Origin of the sequence: Methylomonas montana (assembly GCF_030490285.1) — a bacterium.
GTDB classification, from domain to species: Bacteria; Pseudomonadota; Gammaproteobacteria; order Methylococcales; family Methylomonadaceae; genus Methylomonas; species Methylomonas montana.
The window spans coordinates 2,385,835-2,405,641 of sequence record NZ_CP129884.1; the positions used below are offsets into that span (position 1 = coordinate 2,385,835).

A 19,807-nucleotide genomic window follows, 5' to 3' on the forward strand; every position below is an offset into this window, starting at 1 on the left:
AAGCAGTGAACCGATAAAGCGAACTGCAACACACAAATAGCAGCACCTTTGGCCGGCTCCAATTAACTAGCAGGTTAAATCAGCATCGGTTCCGCAAGCGTTTTGCGTCCGCTATTTTTTGACATATTTCTGACATATTCGCTGACTAGAATTCGCAGCACATTCCTTTCTGCAGGACACTTAGCAATGATCGATGCCGAACGCATACTTCAAGAAACCTATCCGGACTTTAAATTAGGCAAGGACAATAAACTGGTCGTAAAAGCCTTGAAAAAGCTGATCCACGAAGACGATTTCAACGAAGTGATTCGCAAAAACCAACATTTGCGCGGCTTTGCCTTCCTGGACAAACTGCTGCATTACTTCAAATTCAATTATCAGGTCAGCAACGATTGCTATAACAACATTCCCTCGGAAGGCCGGCTGCTGATCGTCGCCAATCATCCAATCGGCACCTTGGACGGCCTGGCCTTGGTGAAGCTAATCCGCTCGGTACGGCCGGATGTCCGCATCGTCGCCAATCGGGTGCTGTCGCACATGGAACCGCTGCAATCGATATTCCTGCCGGTCGATGTGTTGTCGGACAAAAAAAAGCTTAAAGATGTTTATAAAGTGATGCTGGATGCGCTGGAAAACGAGGAAGCCATCATTTTCTTCCCAGCCGGCGAAGTCTCGCGCATCACCCCCAAAGGTATCCGCGACGGCGCCTGGCAATCCGGCTTTATTAAGCTGGCCCGCCGGGCGCAGTGCCCTATTCTGCCTATTCATATCAAGGCCAAAAATTCGGCTTTGTTCTATAGCGCCTCGACGCTGTACAAGCCACTGGGCACCATGCTGCTGGTCAAGGAAATGTTCAACAAGAAAGGCCAGGAAATCAAATTTCTGGTCGGCGCGCCGGTACCCTATCAAGCCATCGCTGAAAGCGAGGAAAGCAATAAGCAGCTCAGCCAACGTTTTCGTAAGCACGTGCAAAACCTGGGTAAGAAAAACAAGCTGTCGTTGTTCGAGACCGTCGCGACTGTGGTGCATCCTTCCGATACCAAGGCCGTGAAGAAGGCTCTGTACCAATCGCGTTTACTCGGCGAGACCCGCGACGGCAAGAAAATCTTTTTATACCAGTTTCAGGACGATTGCCCGGTGATGCGGGAGATTGCCCGTTTGCGCGAACTGACCTTCAGAACTGTCGAGGAAGGCACCGGCCTGGCCCTGGATCTGGACAAATTCGATATCTATTACAGCCACATCGTGCTGTGGGACGACAACGATCTGGAAATCGTCGGCGCTTATCGGGTCGGCGAAGGCCCGGCCATCATGGCTAGTCACGGCGTGGAGGGTTTTTACACGCAAACCTTGTTCGATTTGCGCAGCGAATTCGAAGCCTATCTACCCTACAGTATCGAATTGGGCCGCAGCTTCGTGCAACCGCGCTACTGGGGACAACATAGCCTGGATTACCTCTGGTACGGCATAGGCGCCTATTTGCGCGAACGTCCGGACATTAAATATCTATTCGGCCCGGTCAGCATCAGCAATGCCTACCCTCAGGCCGCCAAGGAACTGATCATTGGCTTCTATCAACAGCAATGCGGCTCCGATTTACAACATACCAAAGCCAGAACACCGTTCGTGATCTCCCAAGCTGGTCAAGCCTTCGCCGCCAGCGAGTTTAGTGCGGACTATTCCACCAGCTTTAAAATATTGAATAGCGAACTGAAAAAACTGGGCGTCAAGGTGCCCACGCTATATAAACAATACGTGGAATTATGCGTCGATAAGGGCTGCCATTTCATCGACTTTAATATCGATCCGGACTTTAACAACTGTATCGACAGCCTGATCATGGTAGAAATCGATAAAATCTCACCCAAGAAAAGACAGCGCTATATCGAAAAATCGCTGGCCTGCTAAATATAAACGCATGGACAAGCAAGCTTTCCCGGAGTTGGAGCAGCTGGAAGCGCTGATCGCGCAATTCGGCGACCGTGCCCGTTGCGAGATTGTCGAACAGATCGCTTATAAAGACAGCCTATTTCCGATACATTGCCTCAGCTTGGGCTCAACCAGCCCGGACGTACCGGTATTGGCATTTTTCGGCGGCGTGCATGGCCTGGAGAAAATCGGCTCGGAAGTGATACTGGCTTATCTGCAAACCATTTTGCAATTGCTGGATTGGGACGAGGAATTCAACACCCGCTTGCAGCATTCGCGCTTGGTGTTCGTCCCCATCGTCAATCCGGTCGGCGTGTTTCGCGGCACGCGCTGCAATGGCCACGGCGTGGATTTAATGCGCAATTCGCCGATCGAGAGTGTCGGCAATACCCGGCTTTACAGCGGCCAACGTTTCAGCGCCAGGCTGCCCTGGTATCGCGGCCACGAATCGAAAATGGAACAAGAAGCCCAGGCTTTATGTCGCGTCGTGCATCAGCATTTGTTCAACGCACCGCTATCGATAGCCATAGACCTGCATTCCGGTTTCGGCATCCACGACAGACTTTGGTTTCCCTATGCATCCAAGCAAACGCCATTCCCGGGTATCGCCGAAGCGTACGGCCTGAAACAGCTATTTGATCGTTGCTATCCCCACCATTTCTATAAAATAGAACCGATGAGTCAGGAATATGTCATCAGCGGCGATCTTTGGGATTACTTGTACGACGATTTCGTCGACCGACATGGCACACAAAGGGTTTTCCTGCCACTGACATTGGAAATGGGTTCCTGGCTGTGGCTACGCAAGAGCCCGACGCATTTGTTTCAGCGCCACGGTTTATTTCATCCCTTGCTGCCGCATCGCCAACAACGCATCATGCGCCGGCATTTGACCTTATTCGATTTCCTGTATCGCAGCCTGCTCTACCCAAAAAAATGGGTGGGGTTAGGCGGCCAACAACAAGACGATAACCGGCAACAGGCCTTGGATCTGTGGTATGACTAATATGGCCGGCCGACATTGGCTATTGCTGCGTGGTTTATGCCGCGAAACGGCGCATTGGGGCGATTTCCCAGCATGGTTACAAACGGCTTTTCCGGAATCCACTGTCAGCACTCTCGACTTACCCGGCACCGGCCGGTTTTACCGACAAATAAGCCCGAACAGCATCGAAGCGATAACGGAACACGCCCGCCTCCAGGCTTTACAAGATGGCTTATTGGCACAGCCGGTTACCGTCCTAGCGCTATCGCTTGGCGGCATGGTGGCTTGGGAATGGATGCGACGCTATCCGCAAGACATCGCGGCGGCGGCCCTGGTGAATACCAGCTTTGCCGGCTTGAGTCCTTTTTATCGGCGCTTACGTTGGCAGAGTTATCGGCAATTTCTTGGACTATTGCTGGAGCGGGAATTATACGAGCGAGAACTGGCGATCATTCGCCTAATCAGCAATCGTCGCACACATGATTTGGAAACCGCGGCGGCATGGGCGGAAATACAGCAAGCAAGACCGATCGGCTTTACGAATGCCGTGCGGCAAATCGTCGCCGCCAGCCGTTACCGGCCCGGCAATCACAAACCCAAAACACCAGTCTTGTTGCTGAATAGCCGGTGCGACCGTTTAGTCGCACCGGCTTGTTCCGATGCCATTCATGAAAAATGGCAAATAGAGACCGTCAGCCACCCATGGGCTGGACACGATCTGAGCTTGGACGATGGAGCCTGGCTGGTAAACCGTTTAAAAGACTGGACCACCCAGCTAACGGTTTAAATCAAACGCTTATTTGATTTCAAACTCGGCTTTATTACGGCCGGCTGCCAACAATTCCTGCATCCATTTCGGCGCCAATCCGCGACCGGACCAAGTGAGCGATGCATCGTTGGGGCTGCAGTATCTGGCCGCCACTTTACCGGTTTTTCTTTCGGCTTTTTTTTCGCCTTCTTGAATATCGACAGTCACGCCAATAGAAGCTGCTAATTCTTTAATTTGAGCAATAACTTCTTTGCGTTTACTGGACTGCCTTTCTTTCAAAGCTTTTTCAGCTTTTTCTTTTAAAGCTTCTAATTCAGAATCTGAGAGTTTAGTTAAATCAGTCATATTTTCCTCGTTGATCAAAAAACCCAAGCAATTCTATCACCGAATTCTAATAAATAAAACTGCTATTCGGGATTTACCATGAAATTGACTTCGGAGTATACCTTGGCTTTTTTATCCGCCAACTGTACTTGCCATTCGCCTTTATCTTTAGCGGACAGGGTTTTACTAGACCAAACCTTAGATATTGGCTCTTTTATATCTAATTGTTTTTGATAAACGATTTGACCATTACGACGCCATTGATGAAAAAGCAGCTGACCTTTCATGTTTTTTATTTCGCTAAAATAAAACAATTCGGCAGATTGAGTGGCGGCGAGCCTAAGCGGCAACTTAATCGGCTCGCCTGGTTCGTTGTCTTTAGGTTTACCATTTAACGAAGCCCTAATAACGCTACGGTTGAATATAATAGCTGCCGGCTTTTTAGTCATCTCGGCCTTTTTAATACTTTCCTGATGGTTTTCGAGCACAGGTAAAGTAGCCGGCGCCGTTTTATTTAAAACTGCAGGGGCTTGCGATTCAACAGAATCCGCATCACTTTTTTCGATTGCTGGAACTTTTAGCGCGGGCTCGATCTGAGTATCACTTGTTTGATCATTGTCGCTAAGCCAGGAATACAGAACGGCTATTATTAAGACTAACGTGATAGCGGCTACAAGTATTCGGCGTGTATGCCAGACCGTGACCATCTGCGGCTGTGTTTTTGGCTTTGCTGGTCTATTTTTATCATAATTTATTTTGATAACGACTTTATTATCCGACATGTTTTTTCCCGACGCTTAATAAACAAATACAGACCAACCCACTTTATACGCTAGCCTTTTACAACTTTTTCTCCTTGGTAATATAACATTTTAGCTCTACCATAATCAGTTCCACTTGCCGAAAACCTGGATGTTCGCATGAGTAGCCTGCTTAAACAATTCGAAGAGTCCTCCTCGTTGTACGGTGGCAATGCCCAGTACGTCGAGTATTTATACGAACAGTATCTGAACGATCCCGATACCATTAGCCAGAGCTGGCGGCAACGCTTCGACCGCATCCACAGCGGCGCAACCGAAGACACGCCGCATAGCATCATTGTCGAGCGCTTCGAGAAATTAGCGATCGCCGAGCCCGGCCGACTGGCCAGAATGCAAGGCTTTACCGAACAAAGCGTCAAGAAGCAATCGGCCGTGGCTCGGCTGATCAACCATTATCGGGTCAAGGGCCATCAAATCGCCGCCAACAATCCGCTGGGCAAGTCGCAAAGCGTCCCGGCCGACTTGGAGCCGATCTATTACGGCCTGACCGAAGCCGACATGAGCACGCTGTTCGACACCGGCGGCCTATGCGGTGTGGACCGTCTGCCTTTGAAAGCGATCATCCAGACGCTGAACGAAGTCTATTGCGGCAGCATCGGCAGCGAATACATGCACATCGTCGACGACGAGAAGAAGCGCTGGATCAAGGATAAGCTGGAAGGCGCGAAACCGGATTTTTCCAGCCATCCGGAGAAACGCCAATGGTTATTGAAATTACTGGTTGCCGCCGAAGGACTGGAAAAATTCCTGCATCGCAAATATGTCGGCCAGAAGCGTTTTTCGCTGGAAGGCGGCGAGTCGCTGATACCGGTTCTCGACGAATTGATTCAACGCGCCGGCGAAAATAAGGGACAGGAAATTGTGATCGGCATGGCCCATCGCGGCCGCCTTAACGTACTGGTCAATATTCTCGGCAAGAGTCCGGCGGTGTTGTTCGGCGAATTCGAAGGCACCCACACCTCATTGCCGGGCGCGCTGACCGGCGACGTCAAATACCACCAGGGCTTTTCCTCCAATATCGCCACGCCGGGCGGACCGATTCATTTAACGCTGGCCTTCAACCCTTCACATCTGGAAATCATCAATCCGGTGGTAGAAGGCTCGGTGAAGGCCCGCCAGGATAGGCATGGGGTCGACGGTTTCGAAGCCATCGTGCCGATATTGATCCACGGCGACGCCGCGTTCGCCGGTCAGGGCATCGTGATGGAAACCTTGAATATGTCGGAAACCCGCGCCTTCTCGACCGGCGGCACCGTGCATATCGTCATCAACAACCAGATCGGTTTCACCACCAGCAATCCGTTCGACGCCCGCTCCACGCTGTATTGTACCGACGTCGCCAATATGATCCAGGCGCCGGTGTTTCACGTTAACGGCGACGACCCGGAAGCGGTGATTTTTATTACCCAACTCGCGTTGGATTACCGAAACACTTTTCATAAAGATGTGGTGATCGATCTAATCTGCTACCGCCGCCACGGCCATAATGAGGCTGACGAACCGGCCGCCACCCAGCCGATGATGTATAAATCAATCCGCGACCACCTGACGCCGCCGCAAATCTACGCGCAAAAACTGATCGCCGAAGGCGTGGTCACCGAAGACATCGTCCAGAAAATGGAGCACGATTATCAGCAACTGCTAAATGAAGGCCTGCCGGTATCGCGCCCTATCATCGAAAACAACGTCTATTCCTATTCCGCGCGTTGGGTGCCTTACCAGAACAAACACTGGGACACACCGGTCGATACTGCGATCCCTCTGGAACATATCCAGTTTTGCAACCAACGCTTGCAAAGCCTGCCGGAAGGTTTCGAACTGCATCCTCGCGTCGCTAAAGTGATGGAAGACCGCAACAAAATGGCGGCCGGCGAGCTGCCGATGGACTGGGGCTTTGCGGAAAACCTGGCTTACGCCACGTTATTGCTGGAAAACTATCATATGCGTCTGACCGGCCAGGACATCGGCCGCGGCACCTTCTCGCACCGCCACGCCATTTTGCTGAATCAGGCCAACGGCGAAAACTATATCCCGCTGAAGTATTTGAGCGAACAACAAGGCCGGGCGCAGATCTTCAACTCGCTGCTGTCGGAAGCCGGCGTGCTGGGCTTCGAATATGGCTACAGCTCAACGGAACCCAATAAACTGGTGATCTGGGAAGCCCAATTCGGCGACTTCGCCAACGGTGCGCAAGTGGTGATCGATCAGTTCATCAGCTCCGGCGAAACCAAATGGGGCAAACTTAGCGGTCTGGTGATGCTGTTACCGCACGGCTTCGAAGGCCAAGGGCCCGAGCACTCTTCGGCCCGCCTGGAACGTTACTTACAGTTGTGTGCCGATCAGAATATCCAGGTCTGCGTACCCACGACGCCCGCGCAAATTTTCCATTTGCTGCGTCGGCAGATGTTACGTCAGTATCGCAAACCGCTGATCGTGATGAGCCCGAAGAGTTTGTTGCGCCACAAATTGGCGACATCAACCCTGACCGACTTAACCCATGGCGAATTTTTTAACGTGATCGGCGAACAGGACGACATCGATCCTTATCATGTCACTCGCGTGGTATTGTGCGCCGGCAAGGTGTATTACGATCTGCTTGAAACACGCCGCTTAGAACAGGAGCAACTTCGCCATGTCGCCATCATTCGCATCGAACAGTTGTATCCATTCCCCAATGACCAATTCAAACGGGAAATCGATAAATATCCCAATATCGAACATATCGTCTGGTGCCAGGAAGAACCTAAAAATCAGGGTGCCTGGTACCAAAGTAAGCATCACTTTTTCGACTTAGTCGATAAGAACATTCCTATCAGCTATGCTGGCCGGGTCGCGGCAGCGGCACCAGCGGTAGGCAATTACAAAACCCATCTCAACGAACAACGCGCGGTGGTTCACGTCGCGCTCTATGGCAGCAACGAAGGAAATACACATGAGCTTTGAAATTCTGGTCCCCAGCCTTCCCGAATCCGTGTCCGACGCCACTTTGGTCACCTGGCACAAGCAATCCGGCGACTGGGTTAACGAAGGCGACAATCTGGCTGATCTCGAAACCGACAAAGTCATCCTGGAAGTGCCGGCGCCCAAATCGGGTACGCTGGTTGAGCTTGTGGTTCAGGATGGCGAAACCGTGGTAGGCGGACAACTGTTGGCCAGGCTGGACGCACAACCCGCCAAACCGGCGCCAGTATCCGAGAAAGCGGAAGAAGTCATTCTTAGCCCTTCGGTACGCCGACTGGTCACCGAACAGGACATTGATCCACAAACCATTAGCGGCTCCGGCAAACATGGCCGTATTCTGAAAAGCGATGTGCTGGATGCGCTGGGTACTCAAGCACAGGTCGACGCTGTAAAACCGGCGGCAACGGAAAACGCGCCCTCGCCACTCTCGGCCACTGCCATTGCCAGTTTGCGCCCGGAACAGCGGGTACCGATGACTCGCTTGCGCGCTAAAGTCGCCGAGCGCTTGCTGCAAGCCCAACAGAACGCGGCCATGTTGACTACCTTTAACGAAGTCAATCTAAAAGCCGTGATCGACTTGCGTAATCAATACAAAGATCGCTTCGAAACCAAACACAACGTTAAGCTGGGTTTCATGTCCTTCTTTGTGAAGGCCTCCATCGAAGCGTTGAAACGTTTTCCGGCCATCAACGCCTCGATCGACGGCAACGACATCATCTATCACGGCTATTACGACATCGGCATTGCCGTGACCACTCAGCGCGGCTTGATCGTACCTATTCTGCGCGATGCGGATCAGCTGGATTTCGCCGGTATCGAAAAAGGCATCCACGATTTCGGCAACAAAGCCCGCAACGGCTCGATTAGCGTCGAAGACCTCAGTGGCGGTACGTTTACCATCACCAACGGCGGTATCTTCGGTTCGATGCTTTCCACCCCCATCCTAAACCCGCCGCAATGCGCGATCCTGGGCATGCATGCCATCAAGGACCGGCCGATAGTGGAACACGGTGAAATCGTGATCCGGCCAATCATGTACTTGGCTTTATCCTACGACCACCGATTAGTCGACGGCAAGGAGGCGGTGCAATTTTTGGGCATCATCAAGGAATGCCTGGAAGCACCGGCGCATTTGTTGTTGAACATTTAAACGCTAATTGAAAATATGTACAGATATGGTTTCGTGCTGATATTTTTATTGTTATCAACTACTGTATTTGCCGAAACCAATAAGGCTGAGATCCCGCTGCCATTAGTGAACAACGTTAAAAAATTAAGCGAACTACTAATGGACGCACATGCGTCTGTAACTATTGAACCAGCGACCATCGAGCGTATCGATTTGAAACCAAACCAATCGACCTACCTAATATTATTTATTGTAGAGAGTTATCTCGGAGGAAATAGCTGGACCCAATATTTGGCAGCGTTTGATTTGGTGAAAGGAGAAGATGGCAAACCAGATAGTTACCCATTAATTGATTTTATTCCTATAGGCGGAACCGGTTGCCGTATCGTTCAGAAACTAAATCCTAATGCAGCAACTATACGCGACAACGGCGAAAAAGTTTTCCGTTTAGATGTTTTAGAAAACACCGAAAGCGATAACCCAAACCATCCTACTAGAACAGCACAACTCGATGTCTTTTTAAAAAGCGGGCGTTTTACCCACTCAAATCAATTGTGTTATGGCCCTTGGCACTGAACCGAAAAAATACCGTTAATGCGTTATCAAATTATCCCCGTCACCGCCTACCAGCAAAACTGCACTTTGCTAGTATGCGAACAAACCAACAAAGCCGCACTGGTAGATCCTGGCGGTGATCTCGATGTATTGCTTAAGGAAGTCAAAAAACAAGGCGTGGAGTTGGAGTCGATTCTGGTCACCCACGGCCATCTCGATCATGTCGGCGGCGTGGCCGAGTTGGCCGCAAATCTCTCGTTGCCAATCATCGGCCCGCATATTGAAGATGACTTCTGGATCAAGGCCTTGGCGGAACAATGCCGAATGTTCGGTTTTCCGGAATCGGCCGGCTTTACCCCGCAGAGATGGCTGAACGACGGCGATATGGTAAAGGTTGGCAACGAGGAGTTACAGGTAATCCATTGTCCAGGCCATACGCCTGGCCATGTGGTATTTTTCAGCGCGGAACAACGGCTAGCGCTGGTCGGTGATGTATTGTTTAAAGGCTCGATAGGCCGTACCGATTTTCCGAAAGGCGACTATCAAACCTTGATCGACTCGATCCAGTTAAAACTCTGGCCCTTGGGCGAAGACGTCAAATTCATCCCAGGCCACGGTCCCATGTCTACCTTTGGTGCGGAAATGCGCAGTAATCCTTATGTCGGGGCCTATCGCTAACAACGTTTCGTCCACGCGCCACTTAGTGATAGCGCCAGCGGAGATATTGATAGATAGCTTTGTACGCTTACGCAAAGCTAATCGTACTGACCAGTTCTCTACCTACGCCGTAATCACCAAGCACTGTACGTTTGTTGGAAAATGGGTGAGTTTAACCTGGATGCCGCTGCGAGGCATCCAGACTACGTAATCTTTGCCCGGCAAACGGCACAGTCACCAAATCGCTCAAAACCGCCTTATCCAGCACTTGTAAAAATTGCTCCACCGCATTTCCCAATAAACCCATCAGACCGCAACGCGTTTGTATCGCACATTGCCCTTGTTTGTTGGGGTTAAAACATTCAGCCATTTGGAAATGCCCTTCCACTTCCCTCACCACGCTACCGACACTAATTTCCCGCGCCGGCCGCGATAAACGAATGCCGCCGCCTTTGCCGCGCACGGTCAGAATAAATCCCTTTACTCCCAATTTGTGCACCACCTTGACCAGGTGGTTTCTGGAAACGCCAAAAAAATCGGCCAATTCGGTGATCGTCACTAGTTTGTCAGTGTGTATAGTCAGATAAATCAGCACGCGTAACGCGTAATCGGTATGAGCAGTCAGTTGCATGTATCGTTAGTCTATTTAAAGCTGTATTTGAAATAAATGTTAATGGAGCCTACACTTCCCAAATAGTTGCATTTTAAAAACATGTTTTTAAAGCTTACCGTTGGAAATTTATGATGTTGATCGAACCCGTTGCTTTGTCCGATTTTTTCCTGAGCTTTTTCAGTGCGGCGTTAATCATCCTACTGGCTACGGTTTACGCAGCATTGTATGCCTGGTCAAAAATCAGCGGCCGCCGTTCTTTAAGCATTGCCGCCTGGCTGGCTTATGCTGCATTATTGGTTTGCGTCGGCGTATTCAGCTACGTCAACCATTTTAACGATTATTGGCTGGTGCTGTCGCTGTTAATGGCGCTTGGCTACGGCTGGATGCCGCGTCTGATCTGGCGATTATCGGCCGCCACTCATGGCGAAAAGACTCATCACTCTCATCAATCAGGAGGTCATCATGACTGAGCAAGTCCCTCGTTGGGCGTCAGAAACGTTCTGGAAAAAAACCGCGATCTGGGTAACCGGCGGCTCCTTTGTCTTGCTGGTTATTTTAACCTTCGATTCCTTAAAACAAATCAGCGCCGGCGGCCCGCGCGTACCGGCTTACAGTGTCATTAACCAAGATGTTAGCTATCGCTTTGACAAGACCAAGCAACGTTATCAACCAACCATAGGCGACGAAGCGCCTTTATTCGGCAAGCTGTTGACTGAAGAGGAAGCAGAAAAACTGGTCGATCACGGCAAAAAAACCGTGCAAGCCAAAAACTGCATGAATTGCCACACTCTGCTGGGTAATGGCGCCTATTACGCGCCGGACTTGACCAAGGCCTGGCTGGATCAGGGCTGGGGAGCGAAAGAATCGCGCGAGCAATTGATGGTCGATTTCCTGCTCGATCCTGAGAAAAATGCCCGTACTTACGGCTCGAATCGGAAGATGCCAAATCTGGACATCACTCAACAAGAGGCCGAAGCGATTGTCGCCTTCCTGAAATGGATGTCGTCTATCGACACCAACGGTTTTCCGCATAATTTCAAAGCCATCGGCGAAGAGGAATAACAGATGACACTCCAAGCTTATCAAGAAAAAGCCACAGTCTGCTGGGCCGACTGCAAACAACGCTACGGCGTATTGATGGCCAACCCGCATTTGAGCGGAGGCCAAAAACTGGCAGTGCATTATTTCACCGTAGCGATGGTGTTATTCATGGCACAGCTGTTGTTCGGTCTGCTGGCCGGCTTGCAGTTTATCTTCCCCAGCTTTTTGTACGAAATCCTGGATTTCAACGTCAATCGCATGGTGCATATTAATGCGATGGTGGTGTGGATGCTCTACGGCTTCCTCGGTTCCGTGTACTGGTTTCTGGAAGAAGAAAGCGGTGTGCCCATCGTTGGCTTGAAATGGGGCCAACTGGCGTTTTGGGTGCTCACCGGCGCCGTAACGGTCGTGGTATTAGTGTACTTGCTGATTCAAATTGGCAGCGGCACCGACACCTCGCTATGGCTGATCAACGAAGGTCGCGAATACATAGAAGCACCGCGTTGGGCCGACATCGGCATTGTCGTGGTGGTGCTGACTTTCTTCTACAACGTTGCCGCCACCTTTACCGCAGGTAAATGGTCCGGCATCGCCGGTGTGTTGACGCTGGATTTAGTGGCCTTGGCCGGCTTGTATCTGGCCGGCATGTTTTATGTAACGAACATTTCCGTCGATCAATACTGGTGGTGGTGGGTGATTCATTTATGGGTGGAAGCCACCTGGGAAGTACTGGTGGGCTGTATCATGGCCTGGAGTTTAATGAAGTTGCTGGGCGTGCGCCGCAAAGTCGTACAAACCTGGCTGTATATCGAAGTGGCGTTGATGTTCGGTTCCGGTATTTTAGGCTTGGGACATCACTATTTCTGGATAGGCACGCCGGAATACTGGTTTACCATCGGCGGTTTCTTCTCGGCACTGGAGCCGATTCCCTTGGTCGCGATGGTGGTGCATTCTATTTACGATGCCGGCGCGCATCGCTTCAAAAACAGCAATCATCCTGCGCTGGCCTGGATCATCGCCCACGCCTTCGGTAACTTTCTCGGCGCTGGCGTCTGGGGATTCATGCACACCTTGCCGCAAATCAATCTATACACCCACGGCACCCAATGGTCGGCTTCGCACGGCCATCTAGCCTTCTTCGGTGCCTATGCGACGATCAACATCGCCTTCTTCTATCTGGCCGCACAGCAAGCGCGCGGTAACGTCTGGATGGGCGGCGAACTGGCCAACGGCTGGCGCTGGAAAACTGCCGCAGTTTTATTGAACCTGGGCGTAATGGGCATGACGGTGGCTTTGTTAATCGCCGGTTACGAGCAATCCTTCATCGAACGCGCCGTCGAAGGCTCAACCTGGGCCGGCTATTTCGCCGCACAGAATCATCCCTGGTTCATGCAAGCGATGATCTGGCGGATGGTATTCGGTTTGATGACTGCGGTGGGCGGCGGTTTGTTGTTCTGGGATTTGTTGGAAATCGGCAAGGGCGAACAACGGCCGGCGGCGGTAATCAGCAACGAAGCCGGATAATCCCAAATCAAGGTGCTTGGGTCGGCGTTTGCCGGTCCAAATAACACGGTAAAGTTCAAGACACAAAAAAGCCCCGCTCGGCGGGGCTTGCTTGCGTCAGCCGGACACTTAATCGATCGTCATGCGCTGACCGCTTTTTTTCAACTTTTTCGCCAGATTCAACGTCAATACGCCGTTCTCGTAACGCGCCTTGCTGGCTTCTTCGTCGATATCCGCCGACAGCTGAAAACTGCGCGACACTTCGCCGTAATAACGTTCGCTCCGCAGCAGTTTGTCGTCTTTGTTTTCCGTATCGACCTGACTGATTTGCGCGCGAATGCTGACCATAGTGCCGTCGATATCCACATGGATATTCTCCTTACCGGCCCCCGGTATTTCGGCTTGCACGACAAATTCGGCAGGATTTTCTTTCACATCGACCTTGATCTGCGACGGCAATGCATCGCCGTGCAAAGGTTTGATGAAATAACCTGGATTTACATCGCGAAACAATTCGTCAAACAGACCGCGACTAACAAATGGACTTAAGTTATTCATGTCGATTCTCCTATTATGTGTTGCTGATAAAACCTGATTGATTTATTAATATGGAGCAGAACCCGATATTTTCAAGAGGGCCAACAATACAACACCGGGTTTATTCGCACAGATTAGCCCTGTCCTGATTGATTCACAAGATGATGGGCGCATTGGATATTTCGTTTGGCTTACTTTTAACAGATGCCGGGAAATGCAGTTGCAGCTGAGCGGTCACCGCAGTAAGTCCGTCAATCACACCACGCTCAAATTCGCCCGCTCTAAACTGTCGTTCCATATCCCGGCAAATGCCTTCCCAAACCACCTCGCCGACTTTGACATGTATACCGCGATCGGCGACGATCTCGACATCACGGTCAGCCAGTAACAGATAGATCAGTACGCCGGAGTTATGCTCGGTATCCCACACCCGGCATTGCGAAAATACTTCGACTGCGCGTTGTTTCGGCGTGACGCCACGGAGCAAGTCGCCTATCTCCAACGCGCTCTCCACTGCGAAACGCACTTCACCCAGATGCAGTCGCTCGCTATCGCCAATCGCCGCCTCAATGGTTCTGAGGGTGCGTTTGGGGAATGCCCGCCACACGCGCCACGGGCCGCTAAAGATGTGCCTAATGAACCTCATAAACTGCATGCTTACCACCGCCCCGACGCGCCGCCGCCGCCAAACCCGCCACCACCGCCGGAAAAGCCGCCGCTACTATAACCACCTCCCCCGCCGAAACCGCCGCCGCGTCCGCCAAAACCTCTGCCATTGCTTTGGGTCATAATGAAAGCCACCAACGCCAGGCCCAATGCGAACAGCAAACCGCCGCCCAAAAACCAAACCAATAGCCCAACCACGCCACCGTTTACCAGTCCGCCGAGAAATCGGCCTAATATTGCTCGCAAGATTCCGCCGCCGACCATCGCCAACAAAAACAGATACGGGAAATATTGATTCAGCTGGCCATCAATCGCGCTTGGCTTAGGCGTAGGCAAGGGTTCGCCCTGGATCAGGCCGATCAAACTATCGACGCCGGCATTTATGCCGGCGGCAAAATCGCCGCGCCGAAAATGCGGAATCATAATGTCGTCGACGATACGCTTAGCCAACACATCCGGCACTACGCCCTCCAAGCCATAACCGACTTCGATGCGGGTGGCGCGGTCGTCCTTGGCCAACAGTATCAGAATGCCGTCATCGATACCCTTGCGACCCAGAAGCCAGTGTTCGACAACGCGAATGGAATATTGAGCAATGTCTTCGGGTTGAGTGCTGGCGACGATCAACACCGCTATCTGGCTGCCTTTTTGCTGCTCAAAGGCTTGCAAGCGTTGTTCCAGGGCTGATTGTTGCGCGGCTGTTAATACGCCAGTCAGATCGGTCACGCGATGCTCAAGATTCGGCACCGCTTGCTCGGCGCTCGCCGCCGTCGCCAATAGGCAAGCCATCAGTAACAAGAAGGCCGCAAATCGGCCAAGCACGGCGGACGCCCGCATTTTATTTGCCAAAATCGACCACCGGCGCGGTGGAAATAGCCTTTTCGTTTTCGACGGTAAACGACGGCTTGGTTTTATAACCAAACAGCATCGCGGTCAGGTTACTCGGGAATGAGCGCACGGTGACGTTATATTCCTTGATCGCAGCGATATAGCGATTGCGAGCCACGGTAATGCGGTTCTCGGTGCCTTCCAGTTGCGCCTGCAAATCGCGAAAATTGGCATCGGCCTTCAGTTGCGGATAATTCTCCGACACCACCAGCAAGCGTGATAAAGCCGAGCTTAACTCGCCCTGCGCTGCTTGAAACTTGGCAAAGGCCTGCTCGTCGTTGACCAATTCCGGCGTCGCCTGAATACTGCCCACCTTCGCTCGCGATGCCGTCACCGCTTCCAGCACTTCTTTTTCATGCCCGGCATAGCCTTTGACGGTATTGACCAGGTTCGGCACCAGGTCGGCGCGGCGTTGGTATTGATTCAGCACTTCCGCCCAGCCGGCATTGATTTGCTCGTCTTGAGTCTGAAAGGTGTTGTAGCCGCAACCTGATAGCATCAGCATCGCAGTTAACAGAAAAATCCTTAGCATGTTGCGCATAATCTGCTCCTATAACATATGGCATCAAAATAATGTCGGCAGCATAACACGCCGCTGGCGACCGAAAATAAAGCTGAATATCCGGGCAGCCCGTTAAAACTCGGGCCTATGATGTTCTTTGCAAAACCAGCAAGCGATTATTGGCTGGCATGGCATGATCGGCCTGCAATTCAAGACCGATGGCTGTTGCCAAGGCCATGATCTCTTCAAAGTCTTTGATACCGCTCGACACGTCGCGATTCTTCAGCCACTCGTCGAAACGGGCATTGCTGTCGCTGGTGTAGGCACCGTTGTAATTGAACGGGCCGTAAATACAGATCGACGCATCGACATTCAGATAACTCGCTAGCCGTTCGAACAATATTCGCACCTCGTGGCGGCTCATGATGTGCAGCGTATTGGCGGTGAATAATGCATCGATCCGTTCGCAAGGCCATACCGGATCGGCGACATCCAGACTAAGCGGCGGCTTGACGTTGCTTAACTGGGCGTCTTCGCGCCACAATTCGATACCCGCGATGTTTTCCGGCCTATCGGTAGGCTGCCAGTGCAAATGCGGCAACTGCTCGGCAAAATGACAAGCGTGCTGGCCGGTGCCACTACCGATTTCCCAGACCGTGGCCGGCTGGCTAAACACGGAGCGGATAATCTCTAAAATAGCGGCTTTATTGTTTTCGCAAGACTGCGAGAAAGGCTTCTGTGTCGTCATATAAAATAAATTGATGTTATCTTGTTGTTTTAACTCTACTGATTTTGAAAATGGAAGTAAAACAAATCGATAGTTTGACGCAAGTCGCCGCCGCCGACTGGAACCAACTGACCGGCTGCGACTATCCTTTTTTACGCCATGAGTTCCTGTCGGCCTTGGAACAAAGCGCCGTGGTTTGCCAGCAAACCGGTTGGCTGCCGGCGCATTTATTGGTAACCGATCAAGGCGAACTCTTGGCCTTGCTGCCGCTGTATTTGAAACAGCACTCCTGGGGCGAATACGTATTCGATCAACAATGGGCGCAAGCCTATCAGCAAAAAGGCTTGGATTATTATCCCAAGTGGCTGAGCGCCATCCCGTTTACGCCCTGCCAGGGGCTGCGCTTGGTGATTAAGCCTGGCACCGACCCACTGGCCATCAGCCGATTACTGCTGAGTTTTATCGAACGGCTTTCCGAGCAACGCGGCGTCTCGTCATGGCATTGCTTGTTCCCGGCCGAACAGCAAGCAGAACTGTTGCGGTCGCAAGGCTTGAGCATTCGCGAAGGCGTGCAATTTCAATGGTTGAATCGCGGCTATCGGGACTTCGGCGATTTTTTACAAACGTTAAACGCCGGCAAACGCAAAATGATCAAACGCGAGCGGCGGCGGGTCGGCGAACAAGGCATCCAAATGATTCGCATCGCCGGCCCGGATGTCAGTGATGCGCAATGGCAGTCGTTTTATCGATTTTACGCGATGACGTATTTAAAAAGACAATCGCAGCCGTATCTGAATCTTGATTTCTTCCGGCAGCTCGCCGCCAACATGGCCGAGCAGTTACTTTTGATATTGGCGCTTAAAGACGACGATTATGTGGGCGCGGCCTTAAGCTTCGTCGGCGCGGATACGCTGTACGGCCGTTATTGGGGCTGTTACGAAGAGTATAACGCGCTGCATTTCGAAGCCTGTTATTACCAGGGATTGGAATATTGCATCGAGCGCGGTTTACGGCGTTTCGATTCCGGCGCGCAAGGCGAGCATAAAATCGCCCGAGGCTTCGAGCCGGTCACCACCTATTCCGCGCATTGGCTCAAGGATGCCGGATTTGCCAAGGCCGTTGCCCAATTCGTCGCTAGGGAACAGACCGCGCTAAAGCACTATAAACAGGAGGCGGCAACTTATCTGCCGTTTAAACAAACCAACTAAGCTGATCCGGCCCACAAAATAAGCGCTTATTTACCTTGCTGTTCGAGCTGGGTTTGGCACGGCAAACAATACTTGCAGGCAATCGCTTTGCGGCGCGCCTCGGGGATCGGTTCACCGCATTCCTCGCAGTGACTGGCTGACTCGCCGGTATAGATCGCTTTACGGGTTTCCGCAACGAAAAGCTCGGTCATCTGATCCATTCTCTCGATAATCGCGTCGGTGCCGCCCGCCCATGCCGTAGACATTGCTTATGCTTCCTCCGGTGAACCGGTCCGCGCCGGCGATAACTGTCCGATTGTCGCAGTTTGCAACCAACGATTAAAGTCATCGAACGGTACCGGCTTACTCAACAAGTAGCCCTGGGCGATGTCGCAATTATAACTGGCCAGCTTGTCCATGATAGCCTGATTTTCCACACCTTCCGCGACCACTTGCAGACCCAGGTTATGGGCAAGGTTAATGGTAGCCTTGACGATTAGCGCGTCGTTTTCGCTGTGCAACAGGTCGCCGACAAAGGATTTATCGATTTTTAATTCGGTCAACGGCATCCGTTTCAAATAGGCCAGCGAAGAATAACCGGTGCCGAAATCGTCGATCGATAATTTGTAACCCATCTCATGCAGACGTTGAATCACTTCCATCGCCCTATCCGGATCGGTCATGATCGAGCTCTCGGTAATTTCCAGCATCATCCAATCGGGTCTGATATTCGCCGACGCCGCGACGCCGGCCATCACGTCAGGTAATTCCGGATCGTGCAAATCCTTCGCGGACAAATTGACCGATATTGTCAACTCCTTACCTTGCTTGCGTAGTTTGGCGCAATCTCTGAAGGACTGTTTCAACACCCATGTGGTCAAGTGCTTAATCACTCGAGTTCTTTCCGCCATCGGAATAAATTCCTCCGGCGAGATAAAACCGTGTTTGGGATGCCGCCAGCGCACCAAGCCTTCGGCGCCGTACACTCGTCCGGTGTGCACGGAAACCTTGGGCTGATAATAAAGAAACAATTGCTCTTTTTCGATGGCTTGGCGCAACTCGCTCATCAGCGTCAAGCGGCGCGGACTGTGATCGTCGTGAGACGGCGCGTAGACGGTATAACCTTCGTGCGATTTTGCCGCCACGAACAAGGCCACGCCGGCCTTTTGCACTAAAGTATCGACATCTTCGCCATGCTCTGGAAAATTAACGATGCCGATGTTGGAATGTATCGCCACGCTCAATCGCTCGATTTTAAAAGCCGGATCGAGGGCGGTTTGGATGTTTTTCGCCAACAACACCCCCGCATTTTCGTTATCGACGGCCGCCAATAACACACTAAAAATATTGCCGTCGATCCTGGCCACACTGTCGGTGCCCAACACCACGCTTTGCAGACGCGTGGCGATTTGTTTGTGAATCAGATCGCTGCTGTTACGGCCCAAGGTGTCATACACTTCCTTGAAGTTAGCCACTTCCACCAACAAGATGGACAGCATTTTGTTTTGATTGGTAGCGGATAAAATAGCTTGCTCCACCCGGTCGTAAAACAATACCCGGTTCGGCAGATCGGTGATCGAATCGTGGGTAGAGGAATAACTAACCAGCCTCTCCAGCGACTCGGCGCGGGAACGCAATTCCTGGGTCTGATCGAGAATCATCGCACTGGCTTGATAGGCCATCACCGCGCTGGAATATTGCCCCCAAAACCCGAATACGAACGGCAGAATTTCCAACACCCATAAGCCGTAGTTTTCGGTTTGCGCGCGAATGACGCCGTTAAGCGATATTTCGCCGACATAGTAATAACTCAGCGCCAATAACGCGCTAGCTATGGCGACCAAGGCTACCGCCACACCTTGGTAGGTGGTCTTGGATACCTCGCTTTTTAATACCCTAACGTTTTCGGTCAATACGTTTTTAGCGGTAATCATCTGTGTTCCGGACGGCACTTCGGTTTAATGGATTCTGCCGCGCCGTCTCCGACGGCGTCGGTGCTTAACGGTCAGTTCG

21 protein-coding genes are annotated in these 19,807 nt (G+C 51.7%); 11 read left to right on the forward strand and 10 right to left on the reverse strand.

The window, feature by feature from the left end; translation table 11 throughout:
* Nucleotides 1-186 precede the first annotated feature (186 nt).
* The 3 genes from QZJ86_RS11010 to QZJ86_RS11020 are packed head-to-tail and all read left to right on the forward strand — an operon-like array spanning nt 187 to nt 3,701.
* On the forward strand, nt 187-1,908 hold the full coding sequence (locus tag QZJ86_RS11010) for a lysophospholipid acyltransferase family protein (RefSeq protein WP_301670454.1): 1,722 nt from the start codon (nt 187-189) through the stop codon (nt 1,906-1,908).
* 10 nt (nt 1,909-1,918) lie between these two features.
* A complete protein-coding gene (locus QZJ86_RS11015; protein WP_301670455.1) occupies nt 1,919-2,935 on the forward strand; it encodes a M14 family zinc carboxypeptidase in 1,017 nt (338 codons plus the stop codon).
* Nucleotides 2,928-3,701: an alpha/beta fold hydrolase gene (locus tag QZJ86_RS11020; protein ID WP_301670456.1), complete on the forward strand. Its 774-nt coding sequence runs from the start codon at nt 2,928-2,930 to the stop codon at nt 3,699-3,701. The genes QZJ86_RS11015 and QZJ86_RS11020 overlap by 8 nt, the downstream gene beginning before the upstream one ends.
* A 9-nt stretch (nt 3,702-3,710) precedes the next feature.
* Here QZJ86_RS11020 and QZJ86_RS11025 read toward each other — a convergent pair whose 3' ends face one another.
* Both QZJ86_RS11025 and QZJ86_RS11030 read right to left on the reverse strand, forming a co-directional pair.
* Entirely contained in the window at nt 3,711-4,028 is a 318-nt protein-coding gene (locus QZJ86_RS11025) for an H-NS histone family protein (protein WP_301670457.1), read from the reverse strand.
* Between the two features lie 62 nt (nt 4,029-4,090).
* Nucleotides 4,091-4,789: a DUF2914 domain-containing protein gene (locus QZJ86_RS11030; RefSeq protein WP_301670458.1), complete on the reverse strand. Its 699-nt coding sequence runs from the start codon at nt 4,787-4,789 to the stop codon at nt 4,091-4,093.
* Nucleotides 4,790-4,927: 138 nt separating this feature from the next.
* Between QZJ86_RS11030 and QZJ86_RS11035 the strand changes: the two genes are divergently transcribed.
* Genes QZJ86_RS11035 through QZJ86_RS11050 form a run of 4 tightly spaced genes read left to right on the forward strand, consistent with a single transcriptional unit; the run spans nt 4,928 to nt 10,151 of the window.
* A complete protein-coding gene (locus QZJ86_RS11035; RefSeq protein ID WP_301670459.1) occupies nt 4,928-7,771 on the forward strand; it encodes a 2-oxoglutarate dehydrogenase E1 component in 2,844 nt (947 codons plus the stop codon).
* Nucleotides 7,761-8,939, forward strand: a complete 1,179-nt coding sequence (gene odhB, locus QZJ86_RS11040; protein ID WP_301670460.1) for a 2-oxoglutarate dehydrogenase complex dihydrolipoyllysine-residue succinyltransferase — start codon at nt 7,761-7,763, stop codon at nt 8,937-8,939. The genes QZJ86_RS11035 and odhB overlap by 11 nt, the downstream gene beginning before the upstream one ends.
* A 33-nt stretch (nt 8,940-8,972) precedes the next feature.
* Nucleotides 8,973-9,494: a hypothetical protein gene (locus QZJ86_RS11045; protein WP_301670461.1), complete on the forward strand. Its 522-nt coding sequence runs from the start codon at nt 8,973-8,975 to the stop codon at nt 9,492-9,494.
* 18 nt (nt 9,495-9,512) lie between these two features.
* Nucleotides 9,513-10,151 carry an MBL fold metallo-hydrolase gene (locus QZJ86_RS11050; RefSeq protein WP_301670462.1) on the forward strand — a complete coding sequence of 213 codons (639 nt, stop codon included), beginning with the start codon at nt 9,513-9,515 and terminating at the stop codon, nt 10,149-10,151.
* Nucleotides 10,152-10,302: 151 nt separating this feature from the next.
* Here the strand turns inward: QZJ86_RS11050 and QZJ86_RS11055 are convergent, their stop codons facing one another.
* Entirely contained in the window at nt 10,303-10,761 is a 459-nt protein-coding gene (locus QZJ86_RS11055) for an Rrf2 family transcriptional regulator (RefSeq protein ID WP_301670463.1), read from the reverse strand.
* Between the two features lie 110 nt (nt 10,762-10,871).
* Between QZJ86_RS11055 and QZJ86_RS11060 the strand changes: the two genes are divergently transcribed.
* From QZJ86_RS11060 to QZJ86_RS11070, 3 genes are read left to right on the forward strand one after another with little or no spacing between them, the layout of a single operon-like run.
* Nucleotides 10,872-11,213 carry a hypothetical protein gene (locus QZJ86_RS11060; RefSeq protein ID WP_301670464.1) on the forward strand — a complete coding sequence of 114 codons (342 nt, stop codon included), beginning with the start codon at nt 10,872-10,874 and terminating at the stop codon, nt 11,211-11,213.
* The gene (locus QZJ86_RS11065; protein ID WP_301670465.1) at nt 11,206-11,805 is read left to right on the forward strand and encodes a c-type cytochrome; all 600 of its coding nucleotides are present in this window, start codon (nt 11,206-11,208) and stop codon (nt 11,803-11,805) included. The genes QZJ86_RS11060 and QZJ86_RS11065 overlap by 8 nt, the downstream gene beginning before the upstream one ends.
* 3 nt (nt 11,806-11,808) lie before the next feature.
* Nucleotides 11,809-13,308 (forward strand): cbb3-type cytochrome c oxidase subunit I, encoded by a 1,500-nt coding sequence (locus tag QZJ86_RS11070; RefSeq protein WP_301670466.1) that lies wholly within the window; start codon nt 11,809-11,811, stop codon nt 13,306-13,308.
* 108 nt (nt 13,309-13,416) lie between these two features.
* Here the strand turns inward: QZJ86_RS11070 and QZJ86_RS11075 are convergent, their stop codons facing one another.
* The 5 genes from QZJ86_RS11075 to QZJ86_RS11095 form a co-directional block, all read right to left on the reverse strand.
* Nucleotides 13,417-13,845, reverse strand: a complete 429-nt coding sequence (locus QZJ86_RS11075) for an Hsp20/alpha crystallin family protein (RefSeq protein WP_301670467.1) — start codon at nt 13,843-13,845, stop codon at nt 13,417-13,419.
* 133 nt (nt 13,846-13,978) lie between these two features.
* Entirely contained in the window at nt 13,979-14,470 is a 492-nt protein-coding gene (locus QZJ86_RS11080; protein ID WP_301670468.1) for a TPM domain-containing protein, read from the reverse strand.
* Between the two features lie 11 nt (nt 14,471-14,481).
* Entirely contained in the window at nt 14,482-15,327 is an 846-nt protein-coding gene (locus QZJ86_RS11085; protein WP_301670469.1) for a TPM domain-containing protein, read from the reverse strand.
* A 1-nt stretch (nt 15,328) separates the two neighbouring features.
* Nucleotides 15,329-15,919: a LemA family protein gene (locus tag QZJ86_RS11090; RefSeq protein ID WP_301670470.1), complete on the reverse strand. Its 591-nt coding sequence runs from the start codon at nt 15,917-15,919 to the stop codon at nt 15,329-15,331.
* Between the two features lie 106 nt (nt 15,920-16,025).
* Nucleotides 16,026-16,628 (reverse strand): DUF938 domain-containing protein, encoded by a 603-nt coding sequence (locus QZJ86_RS11095; RefSeq protein WP_301670471.1) that lies wholly within the window; start codon nt 16,626-16,628, stop codon nt 16,026-16,028.
* A 50-nt stretch (nt 16,629-16,678) separates the two neighbouring features.
* Between QZJ86_RS11095 and QZJ86_RS11100 the strand changes: the two genes are divergently transcribed.
* Nucleotides 16,679-17,815 (forward strand): GNAT family N-acetyltransferase, encoded by a 1,137-nt coding sequence (locus tag QZJ86_RS11100; protein WP_301670472.1) that lies wholly within the window; start codon nt 16,679-16,681, stop codon nt 17,813-17,815.
* A gap of 26 nt (nt 17,816-17,841) precedes the next feature.
* Here QZJ86_RS11100 and QZJ86_RS11105 read toward each other — a convergent pair whose 3' ends face one another.
* On the reverse strand, nt 17,842-18,060 hold the full coding sequence (locus QZJ86_RS11105) for a TraR/DksA C4-type zinc finger protein (protein WP_301670473.1): 219 nt from the start codon (nt 18,058-18,060) through the stop codon (nt 17,842-17,844).
* A 3-nt stretch (nt 18,061-18,063) separates the two neighbouring features.
* Nucleotides 18,064-19,728, reverse strand: a complete 1,665-nt coding sequence (locus QZJ86_RS11110; protein ID WP_301670474.1) for a putative bifunctional diguanylate cyclase/phosphodiesterase — start codon at nt 19,726-19,728, stop codon at nt 18,064-18,066.
* Nucleotides 19,729-19,807 lie beyond the last annotated feature (79 nt).